Below are 24753 nucleotides of genomic sequence, written 5' to 3' on the forward strand. Positions count from 1 at the left end.
CAAGGTCAGCCGCTGTTCCGGACAGTTTCTTTAGAGCGATCACCATGACGGAAATTGAGTATCGGGTCATCACCAGCCCTGATACCGTCGTTCGCAAACAAACCCGTTTGGACTCTCTTTTCGTCCCCATCACGCAAACCGGCCCGACGATCAGCTGCCGACAACCTCCGCACGGCTGTCGTCGAGACCGATCCGCTGCCGTTCCGTCACGTCATGAGCCATGGCGACGAGGATCGGCGGCTGTTCCTCCGCGAAATACTGCATGCAGATTTCCATCGGACGCAGCGTCTGGTCGGGGGCCTCGATGGTCGTTTCGAACACGATCTCGGCCTTTTCACCGGACAGCAGCGGCCCCACCAGCCGGGTGAAGGCGAGGGCGTCGATGTCCGGCATCAGGTCGTGCAGGGCGATCTGGCGCAGCGACTCCAGGGAATAGCCCAGCTTCAGCTCCGCCCCCTTGTTGACCAGCTGGAAGCTGAAGGTGGCGGGATCGATGAAATAGACCTCGTTCAGCGACTCCCCGATGATTCGCCCGAGATATTCGGCGAACGCGTCGGACCGTGCCCGCTCCGTCACATCCTCGATGATCAGCACCACGCCGCGCGCCAGCCGGGTGTCATAGAGCAGCGGCGACAGGCGGATGCGGCAGGCGATGCGCCGGCCACGGCGGTCCATCACCGTTATCTCCACCGGCTCAACCGCCGCCTGCGTCGTCAGGATGTCGTGCAGCGGACGGCGCAGGCGCTGAACCGGCAGGCCGATGTCGAGGTCCAGGAACACCTCGCCCATCACTTCCTCGTTGCGCAGGCCCCAGACATTCTCGCTCCAGCGGTTCCAGGACTGGACGGTGAGGTTGTCGTCCAGAACGATGATGCCGACGTCGATGCTGCGCAGGATCGACTCGGAATAGAGGCGATACTCGCCCGCCTCCTCGCTCTGCCGGCGCATCTCCTCATTGGCGACCTCCAGCTCTTCGTTGGTGGAGCGCAGCTCCTCGTTCATCGTCTCCAGTTCCTCGTTGGTGGACTGGAGTTCCTCGTTGGTCGTTTCCAGCTCTTCGTTGGTGGACTGGAGTTCCTCGTTGGTCGTCTCCAGCTCCTCGTTGGAGGACTGGAGTTCCTCGATTGTGGTTTCCAGGCTTTCCTGCGCCGCCTCGATCTCCTGTTGCAGCAGATAGACGCGGCTGGTGTCGAAGAAGCTGAGCAGCGTGGCGAACGCCTTGCCGTCGCGGCTGTAGAGCGGCGACACCTCGATGGTCAGGCGGACCGGCTCGGCCCCCGGCCGGGTGAAGGGCTGGTGTTCGATGCGGACCATGCGGCCGGAATTGCGCACCTCCTCGATCCGGCTGCGCAGCTCGGTCGGGCGGTAGGAGATGGTGAGGTCTTGGAACGGGCGGCCGATGTCGCTTTCCTCGACATCGAACAGGCGGCGGGCATGGGTGTTGGCGAAGACCAGCACCCCTTCGGCATTCACCGCCAGATAGCCGGTGGAGCTGCCGTCGACGATGCTCTCCAGCAGCCGCACCTGCTGGTTGACGCGGGGACTGCCGGCGTCGTTGGCCAGCGACAGGCTTCCGCCGGCGCTCCGCCGCCATTCCTGCGGCACCTTGGCGAAGATGCGGCTTTTCAGGTCGACCGGTTCGAACATGCGCGACCGGGCCAGCTGGGTTTCCGCCTTGCCCAGGAACAGGAAGCCGTCATTGACCAGGGCGTAATGCAGCCGCGGCAGGACGACGCCCTGGGTGTCGGCCTCCAGATAGATCAGCAGGTTGCGGCAGATCAGCAGGTCGATGCGGGAGATCGGCGCGTCGCTGACCACATTGTGGCGGCCGAAGATCACGCATTTGCGCAGGTCGCGCTGGAACACGTAATGATTGCCGATGCGCTCGAAATAGCGTTCCAGCAGCGGTTCCGGCACCGATTCCACGTCGCGTGGCCCATAGGTGGCGTGGCGCGCGGTGTTCAGCGCCGCATCGTCCAGGTCGGTGGCGTAGATCTTGACGCGCCGGCAGAACTCCGCCGTCCCCAGCGCCTCGGCGAACATCATCGCCAGCGAATAGGGTTCCTCGCCCGATGCGCAGCCGACGCTCCAGATCCGGATCGGCGCCTGGTCGCCCTTGCGCTCCAGCATACGGAGGACGACCTCCCGCCGCATCACCTCCCACGCCTCGCCGTCGCGGAAGAAAGAGGTGACGTTGATGAGGACGGTGTTCAGAAGATCGACGAATTCCTGCGGATGGGCTTCCAGAAAAGCGTGGTAGGCGGCGAAGCCGTCGCAGCCGACCTCCTCCATCCGCCGGCGGATGCGCCGCTCCAGGCTCGTGCGTTTGTAGCCGCGGAAATCGATGCCGCGGCTTTCCTGGATATGACGGATCAGATTGTTGAAATCGCTGTCGGGATCGTCGGTCTTCTTGGTCATTATCTTGCGTCATGACGGTGTGGGGGACAGCATAGTCGCCCGCCCGCCCCCGGCTCAAGCGGCGCGGAGACCTACGCCCCTCCCGGGAAGTGCTGGAAGGAACAGGGGAATTATTCAGCCAATCGTGAAACGCCGGAGCTGCGGACCTGTTCTGGCTTCATGGAGAATCGCGACATCATCGCCATCGGTGCATCGGCCGGCGGTCTGAGCGCCCTCACCCGCCTGTTCGGCGCGATGCCGAAGGGGTGGGCGCCGACGGTGTTCGTCGTTCTCCACATCACGCCCAATGCCCGCAGCGTCCTGCCGCAGTTGCTCGACCGGACCGGCTGGCTGCCGGCCTTCCATCCCGTCGATGGCGAACCGATCCGCCACGGTCACATCCATGTCGCGCCGCCCGACCACCATCTGCTGGTCCACCGCGACCGGGTGCTGGTCCGCCGCGGCCCGCGGGAGAACCGGACGCGACCGGCGGTGGACCCGCTGTTCCGCTCGGCCGGGGTCGCCTTCGGCAGCCGCGTCGTCGGCGTCGTGCTGTCGGGCACCCTGGACGACGGCACGTCCGGCCTGCGGGCGATCCGCCGTTGCGGCGGCATCGGCGTCGTCCAGGACCCGGGCGATGCCGAATGGCCGGGAATGCCGCAAAGCGCCATCGACAACGGTGAAGCCGATCACGTCCTGCCGCTCGACCATATGCCGGCCCTGCTGTCCCGGCTGGCCGCCGAACCGGCGCCACCGAGCCCGCCCGTGCCGTTCGATGTCGCCACCGAGGCGCGGATCGCCGAGCAGGAGTTCACAGCCGTGTCCGAAGACACCCAAGCGGTCGGCTTGCCGACCACCCTGTCCTGCCCGGAATGCGGCGGCGGCCTGAGCGAGATCCATGACGGACCGGTGCTGCGCTTCCGCTGCCATGTCGGTCATGCCTACAGCCCCGACAGCATGGAGGCGGCGCAGGCCGAAGCGATGGAAACGGCCCTGTGGGTCGCCCTGCGGACCCACGAGGAGCGGGTGGAGCTGTTCCAGCGCCTGGGCGACTATGCCCGCGAACGCGGCCAGGACCTGATTGCCGCCAATTGGGACAGCCAGAAGCAGGAGGCCCGCAAGAACGCCGAGCTGCTGCGTACCGTGCTGTCCAAACCGGAGGTCCGGAACACCAGCTCCCAGAAGAAGCGGTGATCGGAGCGCTGGTGCCGGCCGGATGACCGGCCGCTGGAACCGGATGGCATCCGGCGGGTTGGATCCTTTCGGAACCTAAGTTCCGGCCCCAGGAGCCTGCCCCCGAAATGTCGCAAGACCACCCCCCTGAGTATCGCCCCATGAGCATCGACGGACTGTCGGACGACAAGGACACCCCGCATTACGACGGTCCGGCCGGCGGCTGGGGGTCGGTCGGGTCGATGGCCCGCATCATGGGGGAGGAACGGCCGACCCCCGCCGTGCTCGACACGCTGCGCCGGCAGAACAAGCCCGGCGGCTTCATGTGCGTGTCCTGCGCCTGGGCCAAGCCGGCCAAGCCCCGCGCCTTCGAGTTCTGCGAGAACGGCGCCAAGGCGACGATCTGGGAACTGACCAGCCGGCGCTGCACCCCCGACTTCTTCGCCGAGCATACGGTCACGGAGCTGAAGGGCTGGAAGGATTACGATCTGGAGCAGCAGGGGCGGCTGACCCACCCGATGCGCTACGACCGGGCGAGCGACCGCTATCTGCCCTGCGGCTGGGACGAGGCCTTTGCCGCCATCGGATCCGAGCTGCGCGCCATCGATCCGGAGCAGGCGGTGTTCTACGCCTCGGGCCGCGCCAGCCTGGAAACCTCCTATCTCTACGCGCTGTTCGCGCGGCTCTACGGGCACAACAATTTGCCCGACAGCTCCAACATGTGCCACGAGACGACCTCGGTCGGGCTGAAGACGGTGATCGGCTCGCCGGTCGGCACCTGCGTGCTCGACGACTTCGAAAGCTGCAACGCCATCTTCTTCTTCGGCCAGAACACCGGGTCGAACAGCCCCCGCCTGCTCCACCCGTTGCAGGAGGCGGTGAAGCGCGGGGCGAAGATCGTCACCTTCAACCCCGTGCGGGAAAAGGGCCTGGAGAGCTTCCGCAATCCGCAAAGCCCGCTGGAGATGCTGACCGGCAAGGACACCCGGATCTCCACCCTCTATTTCCAGGTGAAGGCCGGCGGCGACATCGCCGCGATCACCGGCATGATCAAGCATGTGCTGGCCGCCGCGGAGGAGCGGAAGGCGGACGGCAAACACGTTCTCGATCACGACTTCATCGCCCAGCACACGGCCGGCTTCGACGAGATGAAGGCGCGGATCGACGCCATCGGCTGGGAGGAGATCGAGGAGGAATCCGGCCTGACCCGCGCGGACCTGAAGGAGGCCGCCGACATCTACATCGAGGCCGAACGCTCCATCGCCATGTACGGCATGGGCCTGACCCAGCAGGTGCGCGGCTCGGAGACGCTAGGGGCGCTGGTCAATCTCTGGCTGCTGAAGGGCAACATCGGCCGCGACGGCGCCGGCATCTCGCCGGTGCGCGGCCATTCCAACGTCCAGGGCCAGCGCACCGTCGGCATCTCCGAAAAGCCGGAGCTGGTGCCGCTCGACCGGCTGGCCGAGCAGTTCGGCTTCGAACCGCCGCGCAAGGAGGGGCTGAACACCGTCAAGGCCTGCGGGAAGATCCTGTCGGGCGAGGTGAAGGCCTTCATCGGGCTCGGCGGCAACTTCGTCCGCGCCATCCCCGAGCGCGAGCGGATGGAGGCGGCCTGGACGCGCCTGCGCCTGACGGTGCAGGTGGCGACCAAGCTGAACCGCAGCCACCTGATCAACGGCGAGGTCGCTTATCTGCTGCCCTGCCTCGGCCGGTCGGAGGAGGATGTGCAGGAGAGCGGCGCGCAGGCGGTGACGATGGAGGACAGCCTGAGCTGCATCCACGGCTCGCTCGGCACCAACACGCCGGCCAGCCCCCATCTGAAATCGGAGGCCGCCATCGTCGCCGGCATGGCGAAGGCGACCCTGCCGCCGAATCCGAAGGTGACCTGGGACGCGTGGGTGGCCGATTACCGCCGCATCCGCGCCCTGATCGAGGCGACCTATCCCGACCAGTTCCACCATTTCAACGAGCGGGTCTTCACCCCCGGCGGCTTCTACCGCGGCAACCCGGCGCGCGAGCGGATCTGGAAGACGGACTCCGGCAAGGCCCACTTCACCCCGCCGGGCCGTCTGCGCGCCATCGGCTTCGAGGATGCGCCGGGCCGCTGGCGGCTGATGACCATGCGGTCGAACGACCAGTTCAACACGACGATCTACGGCTACTCCGACCGCCTGCGCGGGATCGAGGGCACCCGCGACGTGCTGCTGATGAACCCGCTGGACATCGCCGCGGCCGGTTTGCAGGAGGGTCAGGTGGTCGCACTGGCGAGCGATGCCGGCGACGATGTCGACCGCCGGGTGGGCGGCCTGACGGTGACGCCCTTCCATCTGCCACGCGGCTGCCTCGGGGCGTACTACCCGGAGATGAACCCGCTGATTCCGCTGTGGTACCACGACGAGGCGTCAAAGACACCGGCCGCGAAGGGTGTGCCGGTGCGGATCGTGGCGTAGGGAGCAGGAACCTGAAATTCCCTCTCCCGCCCCGGGAGAGGGAGGGGACCCACAAAGTGGGGAGGGTGAGGGGAGACCCAAGAATCCTGAACCGCATTGCCCCGAAGCATATGGCTTCGTGCCTAACCCCTCACCCTTCCCATGCTCCGCATGGGCCCCTTCCCTCTCCCGGGGCGGGAGAGGGAACCGAACGCCCCCCTCAGTGCGCCTCTTCCCAGTTGTCGCCAATCCCGGCTTCCGCCACCAGCGGCACACCCAGCGTCGCCGCACCCTCCATCACCTCGCGCACGATCCGCGCCGCGTCCTCGGCCTCCGCTTCCGGCACCTCGAACAGCAGTTCGTCGTGCACCTGCAACAACATCCGGGCACTGCTGCCCGCGGCGGCCAGGGCGCCCGGCATGCGGTTCATCGCCCGCTTCATGATGTCGGCTGCGGTGCCCTGGATCGGAGCGTTGATCGCCTGACGCTCGGCGAAGGCGCGGCGGGCGGCGTTCTTCTCCTGGATGCCGGGCATGTAGCAGCGGCGGCCGAACAGGGTCGCCACATAGCCGTGCTGGCGGGCGAAGGCCTTGGTCGCCTCCATCCACACCTTCAACTCGTGGAAGCGCTCCAGATAGGTCTTGATGAAGGCATTGGCCTCCCCCGGCGCGATGCCGAGTTGACGGCCGAGCCCGAAGCCGGAGATGCCGTAGATGATGCCGAAGTTGATCGCCTTGGCCTTGCGGCGGATGTCCGGCGTCATCTGCTCCAGCGGGATGCCGAAGACCTGGGCGGCGGTGGCGGCGTGAATGTCCAGCCCGTCGCGGAAGGCGTCCTTCAACGCCTGGATGTTCGCCATCTCCGCCACCAGACGCAGCTCGATCTGCGAATAATCGACGCTCAGCAGCTTGTAGCCGGGGGATGCCACGAAGGCACGGCGGATCTTCTTGCCCTCCTCCGTCCGCACCGGGATGTTCTGCAGGTTCGGGTCGGTCGAGGACAGGCGGCCGGTGTTGGTCGCCGCCAGCGCGAAGGCGGTGTGGACGCGGCCGGTGACCGGAGAGATCTTCTCCTGCAACGCGTCGGTGTAAGTGCTTTTCAGCTTGGCGAGCTGGCGCCAGTCGAGCACGCGCTGGGCGATGGTGTGGCCCTGCTCCGCCAGCTCCTCCAGCACGCTGCTGTCGGTGGAATAGGCGCCGGTCTTGCCCTTCTTGCCGGTGCCGAGCTTGAGAGTGTCGAACAGGATCTCGCCCAGCTGCTTGGGCGAGCCGATGTTGAAGCTCTGGCCGGCCAGCGCATGGACGTCCTTCTCGATCTCGGCGAGGCGGAGCGACAGGCTCTGCGACAGGTCGGACAGCGCCTTCTTGTCGATGTGGACGCCGGCCCGCTCCATGTCGGCCACCACCGGGACCAGCGGTCGGTCCAGCGTCTCGTAGACGGTGACCATGCGGTCGTCGACCAGCCGCGGCTTCAGCAGCGTCCACAGCCGCAGCGTGATGTCGGCGTCCTCGGCGGCATAGGCCAGCGCCTTGTCCAGCGGCACGCGGTCGAAGGTGATCTGGTTCTTGCCGGTGCCGCAGACCTCCTTGAAGGGGATCGGCGTGTAGGCGAGGTGCAGTTCCGCCAGCTCGTCCATGCCGTGGCCGTGCGAACCGCCCTCCAGCACATAGGAGATCAGCATGCTGTCGTCGACCGGCGACACGGCGATGCCGTTGCGGGCGAACAGCTGGTGGTCGAACTTGAAGTTGTGGCCGATCTTCAGGACCGACCGGTCCTCCAGCACGTCCTTCAGGATCGCCATCGCCTCGTCGGTCGGGATCTGCGCCGGCGGCGTCGGGGCTTCGAAGTCGAGCTGGCCGGCGGCCGCCGCTCCCTCCGCCTTGTGGGCGAGCGGGATGTAGCAGGCGATGCCCGGCTCGGTCGACAGCGAGACGCCGACCAGCGTGGCGGTGGCGGGCGTCAGGCTGTCGGTCTCGGTGTCGACGGCCAGCACGCCGGTCTCGCGCGCCCGCTCGACCCAGCGGCGCAGCGCATCGGCGTCCTGCACCAGTTCGTAGCGCACCTCCGGGACGTTCAGCACCGTCTTGCGGGCCGGGCGGTCCTCCGCGGCCGGGCTTTCGGCCGTCGCCGGCGACTTCGCGGCGGGGGTGGGCATGGAGCCGGGGGCCGGGAGCGAACCGCTGGCCCCATCGGCGATGCGGCCGTCCTTCTGCATCTCCATCTCGACACGGGAGACGATGCTGCGGAATCCCTGGGCGCGCAGGAAGTCGATCAGCCGCTGATGGTCGGGCTCGCGCACCCGCAGATCGTCCAGCGGCTTGGGCGGCGGCACATTCTCATCCAGCAGGACCAGACGGCGGGAGATGCGGGCCAGATCGGCGAACTCGATCAGCTTCTGGCGGCGGGCCGGCTGCTTGATCTTCTCGGCATTGGCCAGCAGGGCTTCCAGGTCGCCATATTCGGTGATCAGCTGGGCGGCGGTCTTCACGCCGATGCCGGGCACGCCGGGAACGTTGTCGACGCTGTCGCCGGCCAGCGCCTGGACGTCCACCACCTTGTCCGGCGGGACGCCGAACTTCTCGAACACCTCGTCGGGGCCGATCGCCTTGTTCTTCATCGGGTCGAACATGCCGACGCCGGGACGGACCAGCTGCATCAGGTCCTTGTCCGACGACACGATGGTGACCGGCCGCCCGGCCTCCTGCGCCAGACGGGCGTAGGTGGCGATCAGATCGTCGGCCTCGAAGCCCTCCAGCTCCAGGCAGGGCAGGCAGAAGGCCTCGGTCGCCTCGCGGATCAGCGCGAACTGCGGCTTCAGCTCCTCCGGCGGCTCCGGGCGGTGGGCCTTGTAGTCGGGGTAGAATTCGTTGCGGAAATTCAGCCGCTTGCTGTCGAAGACCACCGCCACGGCTTCCGCCTTGGCGTCGGCCAGCAGCTTCAGCAGCATGTTGGAGAAGCCCAGCACCGCGTTGACCGGCGTGCCGTCCGGCCGCGTCAGCATCGGCAGCGCGTGGAAGGCGCGGAAGATGAAGCCCGAGCCGTCGACCAGATACAGGCCGCTGCCGTCACCGCCCGAATTGGTGCCGCCCGAAGCAGGGCTGCCGGTGGCGGGGGTGTTCTCGGAGGCGGCGGTGGCATCTGTCATGGTGGTCTCTCGTCCCTTCCTTGCGGGCGCTACCATCGCCGAAGGAGGGCCGGGAGTCGAGTGCCGAGACCGGGGTGGAGACCCGCCGCCAACGCCCCTCGCCACCGGCAGCGCACCGCCGGCAGCATGGCCTCAGTCGGCGCTGTCCTCCACCGCGCTGGTCACCACCGGACCGACGAAGGCATAGCCGACGCCATGCACCGCCTGCACCGGCAGGGCGCAGCCGCTGCGCTCCTCCACCTTGATGCGCAGGCGGCGGACCAGGGAATCGATGGAGCGGCTGTAGGGGTCCCAATCGCGGCCGGTCAGGGTGACCGAAATGTCCTGGCGGCTGACCGCTTCGCCGGGGGCGGCGACCAGCAGCGAGAGGAACTTGTACTCCGTCGCGGTCAGCGGCACGGCGGAGCCGGTCGGCGGCTGGATACGCCATTCGATGTCGTCGAACACCCAGACCTTGCGCGAGTCCGCAGGGGCGTGAGCGGGGCCAGGAGTCGGGCCGGGCACCGGCACCCCCATCCCCGCCGATGGCTCCGCGGCAGAGTGCGGTGCGGCGCCCTTCTGCATCCGGCGCATCAGCGCCTTGATCTGCGCCTCCACCTCGCGGAAATCGACCGGCTTGACCAGATAGACGTCGGCGCCCAGCTCCAGCCCGATGACACGGTCGATCAGCCCGGATCGCGCCGTCAGCATGATGATGGCGGCCGAAGAATTGGCGCGGACGCGGCGGGCGACCGAGAAGCCATCCTCGTCCGGCAGATTGATGTCGAGCACGATCACATCCGCCGGGCCTGCCTCCAGCAGGCGGTCCAGCTCCGCGCCGCGCGACGCACCCCCCACCTCGAATCCGCAGCGGTCGAGATATTCGACAAGATCGTCACGAAGGTCGGCTTCGTCCTCGACCACAATGATCCGGGCCACGACGCCTCACGCCCCCATTCACATTCATATGAAGTTATATTAAACACCCGAAGCGGTTACGCAAACCATATCGGACGGATGGGATAAACCACGGTCCCGCAAATCCGGTTCCAGCACCTTACCTTTGGGACAGGTAGCGGTCGCCGACCGTCGCGGAATAGCGGCCCACCCACTCGCGGTCGATGGCGTCGAGGCGGCCCTTCCCCTTCATCTCCGCAAGGCAGCGGTCGAAGTCGGCGCGCAGCTGTTCGTCGCGGAACACCATGCTGTAGGCGGTGGGTGGGAAGATGGCGGTGAACTGCACCGGCTGGGCCGGGTCGAAAGGCAGGCCGCCGGCCGCCTTCGCCTTTTCCTGAAGCTGGCGGTTGTATTCGGCGAAGATCAGGCCGTCGGCCAGAACCGCGTCGACCCGCCCGGCGAACAGCAGGTTGGAATGCACCATCTGGTCGGCGCGTTCGCGGAAATCGCCGAAGCTGGGGATGGCGGCGCGCAGCCCCGGCAGCACGTCCGGCGCGCCGGAAAAGGTGATGACGCGCTTGCCCGCCAGATCGGCCAGCGACTGCACGGTCAGGCCGCTGCTCTTCAGCACGGAGGCGCCGTTCTGGTAGAGGATGTAGGGGGCGGAGCGGGCCCCCGGCATCTCCATGCCCGCCGGGACGGTGGAGACGGCGTCGATCTGCCCTCCCGTTTGCCCGCCAGCCTGCGCACTTCCCTGGACGCTGTCGCGGTAGTCGTTCCAGTGGCGGCCGAAGGGAACAACCTTGAAATGCGCCTCATGCCCGCAGGCGGCCAGCGTCTCCGTGATGATGCTGGCCTCGCGCCCGGTGCCGTCGGCGCTCATCATCGGCGGCAGTTCCGGCGCCAGCACGGTCACCGGACGCGCGGCGGCGGGCAGCGCCGTCGCCGCCAATGCGGCAAGAACCGCCACGCCGGCGGCGGCAAGTCCGGCTGGAGCGATCCGCGGGCCAAAGAACGCACGAACACCAAACGCCATCCTTCGCTCTCCCCCAGAAGACAGCTCCAGCCGCCGGCTCTTGCCACAAGCAACTGTATTCGAAGGTAGCACGGCCGAGGACGCGGCCGTCCACGGGAAAAACCACTGTCCCCCAAAGGCCTCAGCCGGTTGGCCGTGGCGTCGTTACACTTCGTCGCAATTGGACGGAAATGGTCTCCGCCGGTTTCCTATTGTTCCCATTTTCCCGGACGTTCCGACACTGTATGAAACCGGTGCCGAATGTTATTTCAGGACTGATTAATCCCGTTGTGCTAAGGGTAAGCTCGTTCGCCACATGCATCATGTCTGCCGGCCGGTTCGATGACTGTCGGCATGCTGCACGCGAGGGTGGATTTACTGATGCGCTTGGGACTATCGCGGACTTGGAAACCAGGACCGCGGCTGAATTGAAACCCGCCATGAACACGGAACGCCCGATCGGCCGGGTCAGGAGGATGTGGATGAGCGTCACGGGATGGGACGACACCGAATCCTATACGCTGCGCGGCGCCGGCCCCCAGGGGTCGGGCGACGAGGTGGTCCGTGCCGGCGGGTCGTCGCTGCTGACACGCGTCATCCTGATGATCGTCGGCTGCACCCTGCTGGTCGGGCTGATCGCCATGGGCGTCTCCTCCGTCCTGGTCGGCCGCCAGCAGAGGGAGGCGCTGACCCACCGCGCGACCCTGGTCGGCACGCTCCAGGCGTCGGCCATGGGGCAGGCGGTGTGGGAATTCGACACCCGCGCGGTGGAGGGGATGATCCGCGGCCTGCTGGCCGAGGACCCCGCGGTGCGCAGCGTGAAGGTTTGGGCGGCATCCGGCGGCCGCGGCGGCCATGGCGAGCCGCTGGTGGCGCTGGAACGTCCGGCCGGCCGGGCCGAGCTGACGACCGTCGAAAAGCAGATCGTCATGTCCGGCGGCAACGGCGAGCGCACGATGGTCGGCCTGCTGCGCATGACCTATTCGCTGGAGGAGGCGGAGAGCGCCACCATGACCGCGCTGGCGCCGATGGCCGGCTTGGTCTTCTTCTCGCTGCTCGCCGTCATCGGCATGATCAGCATCCTGCTGAACCGGCTGGTGCTGGCGCCGCTCGCCCGGCTGACGCGCTCCGCCGGTGCCATCGCCGCCGGTGACTACCGCGTCCGTCTGCGCAACACCCGCGCCGACGAGATCGGCCAGCTGACCGTCGCCTTCAACCACATGGCGGAAACCGTCCACGACTACACCGAGCGGCTGGAACAGCGCGTCGCCGAACGGACGGAGGAGCTGCGCCAGTCCAACGAGCAGCTGGCGGTCGTCAACCGGCAGGTGATGGACAGCATCCAGTATGCCAGCCTCCTGCAATCCGCCATCCTGCCCGACGAGCGGGAGATGGCGCGGCACCTCGACGGCGTCTGCGTGCTGTGGCGTCCGCGCGACGTGGTGGGCGGCGATTTCCACATCTTCCGCGCGTTGGAGGACGGCCGTTTCCTGATCGGCGTCGCCGACTGTTCCGGCCATGGCGTGCCGGGCGCCTTCATGACGATGACGGTGTCGGCCATCCTCGACCATGTGCTGTCGGAAACGCCGGACAGCGATCCGGCGGCGATCCTCGGCGGGCTGAACCGCATGGTGCGCGCGGCATTGGCCCGCGGACGCGACAACCCGCGCTTCGACAACGGCCTGGACATCGGGCTGTGCCTGGTGCGGCCGGACCGGGGCGACCTGCTGTTCGCCGGCGGCCGGATCGGCCTGCACATCGTCGACTCCGCTGCCGGCAGCAGTCCCAATGCCGGCACAGCCGGCGGCACCGTCGGCGAAGTGAAGGGCGATGCGCAGAGCCTGGGCTATCGCCGGTCCGACAGCGGCCACCGCTTCACCACCCACCGGGTGGACCTGGCGCCGGGCCGCAGCTTCTACCTGACCACCGACGGCTTCCTCGATCAGGCCGGCGGCACCCGCGGCTTTGGCTTCGGCAACCGCCGCTTCACCGCCATGCTGCTGGAGCATGACGCGATCCCGATGACGGAGCGCCGGGCCGCCTTCGCGCAGGCCCTGGCCGAGCATCAGGGCGAGCGGGCGCAGCGCGACGACATCACCCTGGTCGGCTTCACCGTTTCGCCGGCCGCTGCACCGGCCGCAACACCGGTGCTTGCGGCGGCATCCGCGCCCGACGCATCCTCATCCCACCCCGTTCACCCGTAAGGCAGGTCGTCAAGGTACGATGAAAGGCAACGAACTCTTCAACCTTCAGGAGCTGCTGTCGCGGCAGAAGCTGCTGATCTGCTTCAGCGGCCCCTTCAGCCACAGCGTCATCGAAGAGCTGGGCAAGGCGGTCCGCAACCATCTGGAAAATGAGCGGATCGAAAAGTCGGCGATCATGGACGTCTTCTCCGTCTATGTGGAGCAGGCGCAGAATGTCCGCAACTACACGGCATCGCGGGAAGCGCTGGGCCGGCCGATCCCGGCCAACAGCGGCATCGTGGTGATCGGCAAGGAGGACGATCATTACGTCGTCAGCTCCGGCAATCTGGTCGAGGCGGACGACGTCCCCGGCCTGTCGGCGATGCTGGAGAAGCTGCGCGGCCTGGACAAGGCCGGCCTAAAGGCGGTCTACAAGGAACAGTCGCGCAAGCCGCGCGAGGCGGGCGCCAGCGGCGCCGGGCTGGGCCTGATCGACATGGCGCGCAAGGCCACCCGGCCGCTGGAATATTCGTTGCGCGCGGTGGATGACACCTATTTCTTCTTCAGCCTTGAAGTGCAGCTATAAGAAATCACGGAATACACATAATGGACAGTTTGCGGATCGAGGCAACCTCCTGCTCTCCCCTGATCGATTTCGATCCGGCGGCCGGGATGCTGCGCATCGAAGGCGAATCCTATCCGGAGAACTCCTTCGATTTCTACGCGCCGGTGTTCAACTGGCTGGAGGATTATCTGAAGGCCCCCGCCCCGGCGGTGGTGCTGGACATCGGGCTGAGCTACCTCAACACCAGCAGCATCAAGTGCATGATCGACGTGCTGGAGATGCTGGACGGCGCCCACCAGAAGGGTCAGACGATGTCGGTGCGCTGGCATTACGACAGCGACAACGACCGCGCGCTCGACATGGCGGAAGAGTTCGCCGAAGACGTGTCGCTGCCGTTCGAAATTCTGGCCCATTGACGGCACACTGAACATCCGGGATGACGATGCGGTCGCAGGAACAGGAACTGCGTCAGTGGGTTCAGCGGCTGGCCGAGGATCCGGCCAATGCCGGCAACCCGCTGCTGGCGGAATTCCAGACGCTGGCGGAGCGGCACGGCAAGCTTTTGCGCCAGTTCCGCAAGATTGCCAAGATCAGTGACCGTCTCCAGACCGAGACCAAGGAGATGGCGCGCCAGCAGCGGCAGTTCGTGCTGATGGTCAGCCACGAATTCCGCACGCCGCTGGCGATCATCGACAGCGCCTCGCAGATGCTGGAGCTGGAGCCGAAGCTGCCGGTTTCGGCGATGCCGCGGGTCAGCAAGATCCGCAACGCGGTCCAGCGGATGCTGCACCTGATCGAACGCTGCCTGACCAACGACCGGCTGGGCGCCGCGGCGGCGCGGCCGGTGGCCTTCGACCTTGCGGCGATGCTGACCGCGCTGGCGGGCGAGATGGCAGGGACCGCCACCGCCCACCGCTTCGAACTGCACGGCCTCGACCGTCCGGTGCCGATTCCCGGCGACCGCGACCTTTTGGCCGTTGTGTTTTCCAACCTGATGGAAAACGCTGTCAAGTACTCGCCGAACGGGGGCACGATCCGCCTCGACCTCTCGGTCGGCGACGGCGCCGCCGGCAGCCCCTGTGGAGGCCCTGGCCGTCAGGTCACGGTACGGATCACGGACCAGGGGATCGGCGTCAACGCCGCCGACGCGGCGCGGCTGTTCGACAAGTATTTCCGTGCGTCCAATGCGGCGGGGACGACCGGCGCCGGGCTTGGCCTCCACCTTGCCCGCTGCATCGTGGATACCCACGGCGGCGGCATCTCGGTGGCGAGCGAGCCGGGCCAGGGCTCGGCCTTCACCGTCCGGTTGCCGGTCGCACGGGCAACGACGCCCACGGCGGCTCCGGCAGCAGCTTCGGCGGCGGTTCCGGTACCGGAGACCTCGCCATGACAGGGGGTGCCGACTCCGAGGTCGGCAATTCCGGCGGCGCGACGGTAACGGGCTTGCCCAGGCGCTGGGCCTTGCGGCGGGGAACGATGGGCATGATGGTGCAGGAACAGAAGCTTCAGGATTGGGTCGCCCGCCTCGCGGCGAACGAGGATTATGCCGACCATCCGCTGATGCAGGAGTTCCGCGCGCTCGCCAACGACCACATGAAGCTGATGCGGCAGCTGACCAAGATCGCCAAGATCAGCGACCGCATGCAGACCGACACCCGCCAGATGGCGCGCACGCTGCACGCCGCATCGCAGACCGACCCGCTGACCGATCTGCCGAATCGCCGCCAGATGATCGAACGGCTGGAGGCCGAGCTGTGCCGCGTCAGCCGCAACGGCAGCGGCTTTGCGCTGATCATGCTGGACATCGACCATTTCAAGGACGTAAACGACGCCTTCGGCCATGCCGCCGGCGACCATGTGCTGGTGGAGACCGCCGGCCTGCTGCGCCGGAACCTGCGCCTGCATGACCTGTGCGCCCGTTGGGGCGGAGAGGAATTCCTGATCCTGTTGCCCGGCAGCGATCAGATCCAGGCCGAAACGGTCGCGGAAAAGCTGCGCCAGCTCATCGCCCACCATCCGTTCGTCCATCAGGACAGCAGCATCACGGTGACGCTGAGCCTTGGCATCGCATCCCATCGCCAGGGGCAGACCGCCGACGCCTGCATCCAGGCGGCCGACGACGCGCTCTACATCGCCAAGCGCGCCGGACGCAACCGCTGGGCGGCAGCCGCTTAAGTCGGGGAAGGTGCTGCTTCGGCAACCGCGGCCGGGGCGGCACCGATGTTCAGTTCCTCCAGCTGCGCCAGCGCCCCGGCCATGCCGGTGGCGACCAGATTGGCGTCGGTCTCGGCGCTGGCCCGCTCCGGCACCTCGGATTCCGGATGGGCGCTCCACAGGCAGAGCAGGATCGGCACGCGCGGGCCGAAATGCATCCGCAGGCGGCGCATCATCCGCCGGCAATGGCCAAGCGCCGTCGGGTTGAGCGAGGACAGCACCACCGCATCCACCCCCGTGGTACCGAGGCTGGCGATGGCGCGGGTCGATGCCTTCTCGCAGGGCACGACATCGGCATGGATGCCGCGTCCGGCAAGCAGATAGGCGAGAAGCCCGGCAGCCGCCTCGTCGAGATTGTTGCGAGCCCCGACGCAGAGCACGCGCGGGGCATTGTCGGCCGGGGCGGGCGCATCCGACAGCTCGTCCAGCAGGCCCGCCATCCCCTCGGCCACCGCCTGCCGCCCGTCCGGGTTGAGGGAGCCGCGCTGGCGTTCCTGTTCGGCCAGCGACAGGGCTGGCAGCAGCAGCCCGTCGGCCAGTTCGACCGGGGTGGATTTTCCGAGCCGCTCCTCGGCAAGCTCGGTCGCCTCCACCGGATCGCGGGCCAGCAGGCGCTGGTAGATCTTCGCCTCGTCGGGCAGGACCGGGCGGTCGCCGAGCATCACCTCCAGGAAATGCAGCTGCGGCACATGGCGGCCGAGCACCACGAGGCAGACGGTCAGCGGCGTCGCCAGCAAGAGGCCGATCGGCCCCCACAGCGTCGTCCACACCACCGCCGCGACGATGATGGCAAGCGAGGACAGGCCGGTCGCCGTTCCATAGAGCCAGGGCTCCACCACATTGTTGGAGAACAGCTCCACCGCCACGAACAGGGCGATGCACAGCAGCGGCAGGGTCCAGCCGGTGTCGACCGCGAAGGACAGCAGGATGGGAAAGGCCGAGGCGATCACCGGCCCGAGGAAGGGAATGAAGCGCAGCACCGTCGCCAGCAGCCCCCACAGCAGCGGGTTCGGCACGCCGAGCAGCCAGAGCCCGACGCCGATTGGCAGCCCGTAGGTCACGTTCACCACAACCTGCATCAGCAGATAGCGGCTGACCCGCTCGCCGGCGTCGTTCATCGCCTCCGTCGTCCGGCTGAGATCGCCGGATCCGACCAGCCGGATCATGCGGTCGCGCAGATCCTCCCGCTGCAACAGCATGAAGATGGTGAAGACCAGCACCATGCCGGCGGTGGCGATCGGCGTCATCGCCGGGCCGAGCACCCGGCTGACGAGGTCGAAGACCCCGGTGTCGGACTGGTCGATGCGCACCGGGACCGGTTCGCGGTGCGTCGGCGCGCCGGCCTGCGTCGCCGGGCCGGCGCCGGGCAGTTGGTTGGGTGCGGCACCTGCGGTGGCCCGCTCGATCTCCTGTTGCAGGTCGCGGAAGGCGTCCGTCGCCTGCTTCAGCGCGCCGCGGTCGCCAGCCGATGCGGTGGCGCTGCGCAGGGACTCGATCTTGGTGTGGATGTTGCGCTGGTAGGTCGGCAGATTGTCGGCCAGATCGCCCAGCTGACTGCCCACCACGGCACCGAAGCCGGTGATGCCGAGAAACAGCAGCGCCACCACCGCCAGCACCGACGGCACGCGGCCCAGACGCCAGCGCTGCAGCCGGGTGACGATGGGCGTCAGCACGAAGCTGAGCAGCACCGCCAGCGCGATGGGCATCAGGATGTCCGCCGCCAGATACAGCGTCACCACGATCAGCGTGATGATCAGCAGGATCGTCTGGGTGGAGACGGGAGGAGCGGCCTTCGTCACCGCGATGGGGCGTGCCTGTAGTCGGCGAGCGGTGTCCTCGGCCATGATCGTCGGGCTTTCCGGAAGGGAGAATGCCCGACATGAACACCGGCCGCGCCGGCACGTTCCCTCGCCTGGCCCGTCACGGCGGCGAGGGCCGCCAAACCATGATTGGGCCCGTCAGGGAAGCGGCTGCTGCTGGGTGATGCAGTGGATGCCGCCGCCGCCGCGGACGATGTCGAGTGCTGCGATTTGCACCACCTCGCGGTCGGGGAAGGCCTTGCGGACGACGCGGAACGCCTCGTCGTCGGCCGGATCCTCGAAGGCCGGCATGACGATGCCGCCGTTGGCGATGTAGAGATTGGTGTAGGACAGGGTCAGGCGCACGCCGTTCAGGTCGCGGCGGGCGGGCTGCTGGATGGTGATGACCTCCAGTTCGCGGCCCTTCGCGTCGCGGGCGCGCTTCAACCGGTCCAGATTGTCCTGGAAGATCTTGAAATTGGGATCGCCGGGATCGTCGGTGGTGATCGCCATCACCACGCCGGGACGAACGAACAGCGCGATCTCGTCGATGTGGCCATCGGTCTCGTCGTCCTGATAGCCCTGCCCCAGCCAGATCACCGTCTCGACGCCGAGATGGTCCTTCAACTGCTGCTCGATCTCCTCCCGCGACAGACCGGGATTGCGGTTGGGATTCAGCAGGCACTGTTCGGTGGTGATCAGCGTCCCCTCCCCGTCGACATGGAAGGAGCCGCCCTCCATCACCAGCGGGGCGGAAATGCAGGGGAGCTTGAGATGGTCAAGGATCAGGCGGCCGACCTGCTGGTCCTTGTCGCTGCCCTGGTAATTGCCGCCCCAGGCGTTGAAGCCCCAATGGACGCCGGCCAGCCCGCCCTTGCCGTCGATGACGAAGCTGGGGCCGGTGTCGCGAATCCAGGAATCGCTGATCGGCAGCGGCAGGATCTGGATGCCGGGGCCGCAGGCGAGCGAGGCTTCCGCCACGTCCGCCGGGTCGCACACCATCGTCACCGGCTCGAAGCGGGAGATGGCCTGCGCGACCTCGGCATAGGCGTCGCACGCGGCGTCGAAGGCGCCCTCCGGCCAGGTTTCCGGCCGGCACGGCCACGCCATCCAGCATCCGCTGTGGCTGGCCCATTCGCCGGGCATGCGGAAGCCTTGACCCGTCCCTTCACCCGTCGGCATCGGGGCGTTCGGTGTCGTCATGCGTCGATCCCTCTACCCTTTTTCAAAGTCCTCTGCCCTTCGCAGCCGCAACACCGGAACAACGGTCGGACCGAAACACCGGTCGGCGGGCCGCAAGGGACCGGGACATTTTTCATCCCCATCCACCCTAACCACGGGAGCGCGCCTTTGGCAATCGCGTCCGCCGCAGCGGATGCTTGGCCTTATGGCAGAAGGGCGTCGTGCAGAGGGGCCTTGCGGCGAAGGGATTTTAAAAAAGACGCGGAAGGACGTCGCGTCGGCATGCCGGAAAAGGGAGCCGGCATGAGGTCCGGCTAGAGGCCGGACGGCGGGCGCAGGGCGCGGCGGGCGGTGACCGAACGGGTGGTCGCATAGGCAGTGGACACGGGACTGAAAAATCCAAGTCTCAACAAGGGGAACCACAGGAGCGCGCGCATGGCACGACCTCTTTCGCTGTTGACGATGACATCAACATAGCAAAAGAAACGGGCAATTGCCATCCGCGGCGGCAGAGGTCTGCTGCGCGCGGATGGGTAGGTCTGCGGAACGCTTCAAAAAGACCGGTCAGCCGTTCTGGATCGCCATCTGCTCGTCGCGTTTGCGCTGCCGTTCCTGGCGGGCCATGACGATGCTGGCGACGAAGATGCCGGTCGCCACCACCAGAACCATCAGCGTTGCCAGTGCGTTGATCTGCGGGCTGATGCCGAACTTCACGCTGGAGAAGATCACCATCGGCAGCGTCGTCGATCCGGGGCCGGAGACGAAGCTCGCCACCACCACGTCGTCCAGCGACAGGGTGAAGGCCAGCAGCCAGCCGGCGACCAGCGCCGGGGCGATCAGCGGCAGGGTGATGACGAAGAACACCTTGGCCGGGCGGGCGCCCAGATCCATCGCCGCCTCTTCCAGGCTGCCGTCCATGCCGGCCAGCCGCGACTGGATGACCACGGCGACATAGGACATGGTGAAGGTGGTGTGGGCGATGGTGATGGTGGTGACGCCGCGCCCGTCGGGCCAGCCCAGCCATTGCTCCATCGCCACGAACAGCAGCAGCAGCGACAGGCCGGTGATGACCTCCGGCATGACCAGCGGCGCGGTGATCATGCCGCCGAACAGGGTGCGGCCACGAAACCGCCCGAAGCGGGTCAGCGCCAGCCCGGCGCAGGTGCCCAGCAGCACCGACAGCGTCGCCGACACCGCCGCCACCTGGAAGGACAGGAAGGCCGCATCCAGCAGCGCATCGTTGTGGAGCAGCTCGGCATACCATTTGGTCGAGAAGCCGCTCCACACCGTCACCAGCCGCGACTCGTTGAAGCTGAAGACGACCAGCAGCGCGATGGGGACATAGAGGAAGGCATAGCCGAACAGCAGCGCCCAGGACAGGAACCCGAACCGTTTCATTGCCCGGCCTCCGCCTGTTTGCCCTGCACATGCTGGAAGATCATGATCGGCACCACCAGGACCAGCAGCAGCGCGATGGCCACCGCCGACGCCACCGGCCAGTCGCGGTTGGCGAAGAACTCGTTCCACAGCACGCGGCCGATCATCAGCGTGTCCGGGCCGCCCAGCAGTTCCGGCGTCACGAACTCGCCCACCGCCGGAATGAAGACCAGCAGCGAGCCGGCAATGATGCCGGGCAGCGACAGCGGCAGCGTGATCGACAGGAAGGACTTGAACGGACGGGAGCCGAGGTCGGCCGCCGCCTCCAGCAGGCTGGGGTCCATCTTCTCCAGCGTCGAATAGAGCGGCAGAACCATGAAAGGCAGATAGCAGTAGGTCATGCCGATATAGACGGCCCAGTCGGAATAGAGGATCTCCACCGGCCCGCTGGTGATGCCCACCCATTCCAGCAGGTTGCTGATGACGCCATTGCCCTTGAGGATGCCGATCCAGGCATAGATGCGGATCAGGAAGCTGGTCCAGAAGGGCAGGATCACCAGCATCATCAGCGGCCCGCGCCGGGCCGGATCGGCCTTGGCGATGGCATAGGCCATGGGATAGCCGATGGCGAGGCACATCAGCGTGGTCACCGCCGCGATGCGCAGCGAATTCAGATAGGCGAGGATGTAGAGGTCGTCCCCGCCCAGCCGGAAATAGTTGCTGATGTTCAGCAGGATCTGCAGCTTGGAGGTGCCGGCGTCCTCGTCGGTCAACCAGTCCACCAGCGACGAATAGGGCGGCTGGGCGATGATCGATTCGGCGAAGCTGATGCCGAAGACGATCAGGAAGGGCACCATGAAGAACAGCAGCAGCCACAGATAGGGGATGGCGACGACCACGCCGCGGCCCCACAGCCCGATCCGGCTGAGCCCGGACACGAGGACGGAGACGACCGTCCTCATTGGGTCAGCACCACGCCGGCGAAGGGACGCCAGGTCAGGGTCACCTCGTCCTCCCAGGTGATCGGCATTTCGGTGCGGCGGGTGACGTTCGGGGCGGTGACGCGCACCGTCTTGCCGGTCGGCAGTTGCACCAGATAGATCGACACGTCGCCGAGATAGGCGATCTCGCGCACGATGCCGGTGGTGGTGTTGCGGCCGCCCTCGCCGGTGGGGGCACCCGCCGGCGGCTCCTTCGACAGGGCGATCTTCTCCGGCCGGATGGCGACGGAGACGGGCGAGCCGGCCGGCGCCGGAGTGGCGTGGGCGATCAGCAGCTCGCAGCCGGCCTCCTCCGACGCGACCAGAACCTGATCGCCTTCGGTGGAGACGACGCGGCCGTCGAACATGTTGATCGAGCCGATGAACTCCGCCACGAACCGGTTGTGCGGATATTCGTAAATCTCGGTCGGCGTGCCGACCTGCGCAATCACGCCGTGGTTCATCACGGCGATGCGCGAGGACATGGTCATCGCCTCTTCCTGGTCGTGGGTCACGACGATGAAGGTGACGCCCAGCTTTTCCTGGATGTTGACCAGCTCGAACTGCGTGCGCTCGCGCAGCTTCTTGTCGAGCGCGCCCAGCGGTTCGTCCAGCAGCAGCAGCTTCGGCCGCTTGACCAGCGAGCGGGCGAGCGCCACGCGCTGGCGCTGGCCGCCGGACAGCTGGTGCGGGCGGCGCTTGCCGAAGGCCGAGAGCTGGACCATCCCCAGCATCTCGGTCACGCGGTCGCGGATCTCCGCCTTCGCCACCCCGTCCTGTTTCAGGCCGAAGGCGACGTTCTGCTCCACCGTCATGTGCGGGAACAGGGCGTAGGACTGGAACATCATGTTGACCGGCCGCTCATAGGGCGGGATGCCGGCCATATCGACGCCGTCGATGTAGATCCTGCCCTCGGTCGGCTGTTCGAATCCCGCCAGCATGCGCAGCAGCGTCGTCTTGCCGGAGCCGGAGCCGCCGAGCAGGGCGAAGAACTCGTTGCGGTAGATCGACAGGCTGACCTCGTCCACGGCGACGAAATCGCCGAAGGTCTTGGTCACCTTCTCGATGCGGACATAGGGAGTCTGGCCCGCGTCCTGCCACGGTTCCAGGCGGGTGGGCTTGCGAATCGGCTGACCGGCCATCCGGTTTCCTCTTTCATGACAACGCCCCGGCCGCTCCCCATCGCTGGGGATCGGCCGGGGCGGGTCAGCGCCATGGGGGCGCTTCTTAAGGGGGCCCGGCTTACTTGCCGGTCTTGACCTTGGTCCACACGCGGGTGCGGGCGCGGTCGGTGGCCTGCTTGATCTGCTTCAGCGAGAACAGCTTCAGCTTGCTGTCGGCCGGCAGGAAGATGCCGGGGTTCGATTTGATGTCGTCGGCGACCGTCGCCAGCGAGGCCGGCACCGCGTTGGCGTAGCTGACCTTGTTGGAGATGTTGGCCATGTTGGCCGGGTCGAGCACGAAGTTGATGTACTCGTAGGCGCCGTCCTTGTTCGGCGCGTCGGCCGGAACCGCCAGCGTGTCCCACCAGACCTGCACGCCTTCCTTCGGCGTGATGTATTCGACCTTGGCGCTCTTGGCCTCGGCGGCGCGGGCGGCGCCCTGGATGGCGTCGCCGTTGTAGGCCATCACGACGCAGGCGTCGCCGCCGGCGAGGATGTTGATGTTCTCACCCGTGACGAAGCGCTTGATGTAGGGGCGGACCGCCATCAGCGTCTTCTCGACCTTGTCCAGATCCTCCTTCTTCTCGGAGTTCGGGTCGAGGCCGAGATAGTTCAGCACCGACGGGATGACGTCGATGGCCGAATCCATCACGGTGATGCCGCAGGCCGCGACCTTCTTCGCCACTTCCGGCTTGAAGATCAGGTCCCAGCTGTCGAGCGCCACGTCGGGGGCGACGGCCTTGATCTTTTCAGGGATGATTGCGATGCCGACGGTGCCGCCGAGATAGGGCACGGCGTACTTGTTGCCGGGATCGGAATTCTCCAGCAGCTTCAGGACCTTCGGGTCGAGGTTCTTGTAGTTGGGGATCTTCGACTTGTCGAGCGGGCCCACCACCTTGGCTTGGATCAGGCGGGACAGGGTCGGCTCCGCGGTCGGCACGATCACGTCATAGCCGGACTTGCCGACGAGCACCTTCTGCTCCAGCAGTTCCAGGCTGTCGTACAGGTCGACCTTCGTCTCAGCGCCCGTGGCCTTGGTGAAGTCGGCGAGGGTCGTTTCACCCAGATAATCGTTCCAGATGTAGATGTTGACCGGCTTCTTGGCCTGGGCCATCGCCGGGCCGGCAATGGCGATCGCCGCGACCGCGCCGATGAGGCTGAGAGCGATTTTTTTCATGATTTGCCCCGACCTGTTCGTGTGTGTTGCGGGCACCGCCACATCCCAACGGCTGGCCCGGCTCGCGGGCGCTATTGCACCCACGCCCGGGCTTGTTGTCAACGGTTTGGGTCGTGGTCGGAGGCTGGTTTGCGGGACTGGTTTGCAGGCGGCGGCCATCTCCGCGAAGCCATGCGCAATCAATCGTCTACACACCGAATGTCGCAGCGGGCCGGTCGGGGTGAATACCCGGCTCCAACGTCGCGAATCGCCGCCGGGAAGTCGCAGCCGCCCATCCGGGCCCTGGGGCTGGCAAATGGCGACCGGCCGCGACCCCAGGGGTTCCGAAGAACCCGCAAGGGAGTGTCGCGGCCGGCAAAGGAAACCCTTTCCCCAGATAACGGCCTGCTGGCCGGAACCCGGGTCGCCCGTCTTTAAAATTGCGTGCCCTGGTATTTGTGCTCGCGAATATGCCGTCAGTTATACCCACCATTCTTTTCCGGTCAATACCCGAATCGTGTCATTCCATTTTCAAATTGAAAGATACTGTGACGAAACGCGTCGTCATATCATGGTACTCAATGGCATGCAGACAGTCGTGTGCCAAGGATGTTGGTGCAATGCAAAATAAGGCGCCGCGACTGTTGTCACGACGCCTTCCTGTTCTGCTGTCGGGGCTCTGGTTTGGTTTACGGCACCTTAACTCTGTGCCGTCAGAACCACGCCCAGCACCACCAGCAGCGTGCCGATCAGGCGGGTCATGCTGATGGTCTCCCCCAGCAGCAGCATGCCGAGCGCCAGCGTAACTAGGAAACCCAGCCCGACGAAGGGATAGGCCATGGAAACGTCGACCTTCGCCAGGACCGCCAGCCACACCACCATGCCCAGCCCGTAGCAGGCGAGGCCGGTCAGGATGTGCGGCGTGGCGACCACCGACAGGGCGATCCGCCCCGCCCCGCCCCCTGCCAGCGCGGTCGACACCGCGGGGCTGGACATGCCGATCTTCAGGGAAATCTGCGCGATGGCGGACAGGGTGACGCTCAGCAGGATCAGTCCGACGACGGCGATGGGCATGACGACTCCGGGAAAATGACGGAAG

At 66.8% G+C, this 24753-nt stretch carries 18 protein-coding genes; 7 read left to right on the forward strand and 11 right to left on the reverse strand.

The genetic code is table 11. From position 1 onward, the window contains the following. Positions 1 to 150: 150 nt before the first annotated feature. Complete coding sequence (locus VH569_RS16415; protein ID WP_423316293.1) at positions 151 to 2418, reverse strand: CheR family methyltransferase; 2268 nt, start codon at positions 2416 to 2418, stop codon at positions 151 to 153. Positions 2419 to 2577: 159 nt separating this feature from the next. Here VH569_RS16415 and VH569_RS16420 point away from each other — a divergent pair, with 159 nt between their 5' ends. Together VH569_RS16420 and VH569_RS16425 are read left to right on the forward strand one after the other, a co-directional pair. Then, positions 2578 to 3591 (forward strand): chemotaxis protein CheB, encoded by a 1014-nt coding sequence (locus VH569_RS16420; RefSeq protein ID WP_423316294.1) that lies wholly within the window; start codon positions 2578 to 2580, stop codon positions 3589 to 3591. 140 nt (positions 3592 to 3731) lie between these two features. Further along, a complete protein-coding gene (locus VH569_RS16425; protein WP_423316295.1) occupies positions 3732 to 6020 on the forward strand; it encodes an FdhF/YdeP family oxidoreductase in 2289 nt (762 codons plus the stop codon). Positions 6021 to 6219: 199 nt separating this feature from the next. On the opposite strand, the gene polA is transcribed toward VH569_RS16425, so the two are convergent. From polA to VH569_RS16440, 3 genes are all read right to left on the reverse strand, one after another. Continuing rightward, positions 6220 to 9144 (reverse strand): DNA polymerase I, encoded by a 2925-nt coding sequence (gene polA / locus VH569_RS16430; protein ID WP_423316296.1) that lies wholly within the window; start codon positions 9142 to 9144, stop codon positions 6220 to 6222. Between the two features lie 132 nt (positions 9145 to 9276). After that, positions 9277 to 10062 (reverse strand): response regulator transcription factor, encoded by a 786-nt coding sequence (locus VH569_RS16435; RefSeq protein WP_423316297.1) that lies wholly within the window; start codon positions 10060 to 10062, stop codon positions 9277 to 9279. 118 nt (positions 10063 to 10180) lie between these two features. Beyond that, positions 10181 to 11056: a substrate-binding periplasmic protein gene (locus tag VH569_RS16440; protein WP_423316298.1), complete on the reverse strand. Its 876-nt coding sequence runs from the start codon at positions 11054 to 11056 to the stop codon at positions 10181 to 10183. Positions 11057 to 11517: 461 nt separating this feature from the next. Between VH569_RS16440 and VH569_RS16445 the strand changes: the two genes are divergently transcribed. From VH569_RS16445 to VH569_RS16465, 5 genes are read left to right on the forward strand one after another with little or no spacing between them, the layout of a single operon-like run. After that, the gene (locus VH569_RS16445; protein ID WP_423316299.1) at positions 11518 to 13239 is read left to right on the forward strand and encodes a SpoIIE family protein phosphatase; all 1722 of its coding nucleotides are present in this window, start codon (positions 11518 to 11520) and stop codon (positions 13237 to 13239) included. A 19-nt stretch (positions 13240 to 13258) separates the two neighbouring features. After that, positions 13259 to 13804, forward strand: coding sequence for a SiaB family protein kinase (locus VH569_RS16450; RefSeq protein ID WP_109047716.1), 546 nt, complete (start codon positions 13259 to 13261; stop codon positions 13802 to 13804). Between the two features lie 20 nt (positions 13805 to 13824). After that, positions 13825 to 14199: a biofilm regulation phosphoprotein SiaC gene (gene siaC / locus VH569_RS16455; protein ID WP_423316300.1), complete on the forward strand. Its 375-nt coding sequence runs from the start codon at positions 13825 to 13827 to the stop codon at positions 14197 to 14199. A 20-nt stretch (positions 14200 to 14219) separates the two neighbouring features. Continuing rightward, positions 14220 to 15173 (forward strand): sensor histidine kinase, encoded by a 954-nt coding sequence (locus tag VH569_RS16460; RefSeq protein ID WP_423316301.1) that lies wholly within the window; start codon positions 14220 to 14222, stop codon positions 15171 to 15173. Beyond that, on the forward strand, positions 15170 to 15958 hold the full coding sequence (locus VH569_RS16465; protein ID WP_423316302.1) for a diguanylate cyclase: 789 nt from the start codon (positions 15170 to 15172) through the stop codon (positions 15956 to 15958). Before VH569_RS16460 ends, VH569_RS16465 begins: the two co-directional genes overlap by 4 nt. Here the strand turns inward: VH569_RS16465 and VH569_RS16470 are convergent. The 7 genes from VH569_RS16470 to VH569_RS16500 all read right to left on the reverse strand — a co-directional run bounded on the left by VH569_RS16470 (position 15955) and on the right by VH569_RS16500 (position 24728). Further along, complete coding sequence (locus tag VH569_RS16470) at positions 15955 to 17841, reverse strand: AI-2E family transporter (protein ID WP_423316303.1); 1887 nt, start codon at positions 17839 to 17841, stop codon at positions 15955 to 15957. The two genes, VH569_RS16465 and VH569_RS16470, sit on opposite strands and share 4 nt — an antisense overlap. 114 nt (positions 17842 to 17955) lie before the next feature. Further along, positions 17956 to 18999, reverse strand: coding sequence for an agmatine deiminase family protein (locus tag VH569_RS16475; RefSeq protein WP_423316304.1), 1044 nt, complete (start codon positions 18997 to 18999; stop codon positions 17956 to 17958). A gap of 543 nt (positions 19000 to 19542) precedes the next feature. Continuing rightward, complete coding sequence (locus tag VH569_RS16480) at positions 19543 to 20376, reverse strand: ABC transporter permease subunit (protein WP_098738030.1); 834 nt, start codon at positions 20374 to 20376, stop codon at positions 19543 to 19545. After that, positions 20373 to 21317, reverse strand: a complete 945-nt coding sequence (locus tag VH569_RS16485; protein WP_423316305.1) for an ABC transporter permease subunit — start codon at positions 21315 to 21317, stop codon at positions 20373 to 20375. The genes VH569_RS16480 and VH569_RS16485 overlap by 4 nt, the downstream gene beginning before the upstream one ends. After that, positions 21314 to 22477 (reverse strand): ABC transporter ATP-binding protein, encoded by a 1164-nt coding sequence (locus VH569_RS16490; RefSeq protein WP_423316306.1) that lies wholly within the window; start codon positions 22475 to 22477, stop codon positions 21314 to 21316. Before VH569_RS16490 ends, VH569_RS16485 begins: the two co-directional genes overlap by 4 nt. Positions 22478 to 22577: 100 nt before the next feature. Then, complete coding sequence (locus tag VH569_RS16495) at positions 22578 to 23675, reverse strand: extracellular solute-binding protein (protein ID WP_109047707.1); 1098 nt, start codon at positions 23673 to 23675, stop codon at positions 22578 to 22580. 678 nt (positions 23676 to 24353) lie between these two features. Further along, complete coding sequence (locus VH569_RS16500; RefSeq protein WP_377807101.1) at positions 24354 to 24728, reverse strand: EamA family transporter; 375 nt, start codon at positions 24726 to 24728, stop codon at positions 24354 to 24356. Positions 24729 to 24753: the final 25 nt, after the last annotated feature.

Source organism: Azospirillum sp. 11R-A (assembly GCF_049472615.1).
GTDB lineage: Bacteria > Pseudomonadota > Alphaproteobacteria > Azospirillales > Azospirillaceae > Azospirillum > Azospirillum palustre.

What these genes read in the sequence shown, in the direction of transcription:
- VH569_RS16415 (WP_423316293.1), bottom strand. Translation starts at nt 2,418, where the DNA reads ATGACCAAGAAGACCGACGATCCCGACAGCGATTTCAACAATCTGATC.
- VH569_RS16420 (WP_423316294.1), top strand. Translation starts at nt 2,578, where the DNA reads ATGGAGAATCGCGACATCATCGCCATCGGTGCATCGGCCGGCGGTCTG.
- VH569_RS16425 (WP_423316295.1), top strand. Translation starts at nt 3,732, where the DNA reads ATGAGCATCGACGGACTGTCGGACGACAAGGACACCCCGCATTACGAC.
- polA (WP_423316296.1), bottom strand. Translation starts at nt 9,144, where the DNA reads ATGACAGATGCCACCGCCGCCTCCGAGAACACCCCCGCCACCGGCAGC.
- VH569_RS16440 (WP_423316298.1), bottom strand. Translation starts at nt 11,056, where the DNA reads ATGGCGTTTGGTGTTCGTGCGTTCTTTGGCCCGCGGATCGCTCCAGCC.
- VH569_RS16445 (WP_423316299.1), top strand. Translation starts at nt 11,518, where the DNA reads ATGAGCGTCACGGGATGGGACGACACCGAATCCTATACGCTGCGCGGC.
- VH569_RS16450 (WP_109047716.1), top strand. Translation starts at nt 13,259, where the DNA reads ATGAAAGGCAACGAACTCTTCAACCTTCAGGAGCTGCTGTCGCGGCAG.
- siaC (WP_423316300.1), top strand. Translation starts at nt 13,825, where the DNA reads ATGGACAGTTTGCGGATCGAGGCAACCTCCTGCTCTCCCCTGATCGAT.
- VH569_RS16460 (WP_423316301.1), top strand. Translation starts at nt 14,220, where the DNA reads ATGACGATGCGGTCGCAGGAACAGGAACTGCGTCAGTGGGTTCAGCGG.
- VH569_RS16465 (WP_423316302.1), top strand. Translation starts at nt 15,170, where the DNA reads ATGACAGGGGGTGCCGACTCCGAGGTCGGCAATTCCGGCGGCGCGACG.
- VH569_RS16470 (WP_423316303.1), bottom strand. Translation starts at nt 17,841, where the DNA reads ATGGCCGAGGACACCGCTCGCCGACTACAGGCACGCCCCATCGCGGTG.
- VH569_RS16475 (WP_423316304.1), bottom strand. Translation starts at nt 18,999, where the DNA reads ATGACGACACCGAACGCCCCGATGCCGACGGGTGAAGGGACGGGTCAA.
- VH569_RS16480 (WP_098738030.1), bottom strand. Translation starts at nt 20,376, where the DNA reads ATGAAACGGTTCGGGTTCCTGTCCTGGGCGCTGCTGTTCGGCTATGCC.
- VH569_RS16485 (WP_423316305.1), bottom strand. Translation starts at nt 21,317, where the DNA reads ATGAGGACGGTCGTCTCCGTCCTCGTGTCCGGGCTCAGCCGGATCGGG.
- VH569_RS16490 (WP_423316306.1), bottom strand. Translation starts at nt 22,477, where the DNA reads ATGGCCGGTCAGCCGATTCGCAAGCCCACCCGCCTGGAACCGTGGCAG.
- VH569_RS16495 (WP_109047707.1), bottom strand. Translation starts at nt 23,675, where the DNA reads ATGAAAAAAATCGCTCTCAGCCTCATCGGCGCGGTCGCGGCGATCGCC.
- VH569_RS16500 (WP_377807101.1), bottom strand. Translation starts at nt 24,728, where the DNA reads ATGCCCATCGCCGTCGTCGGACTGATCCTGCTGAGCGTCACCCTGTCC.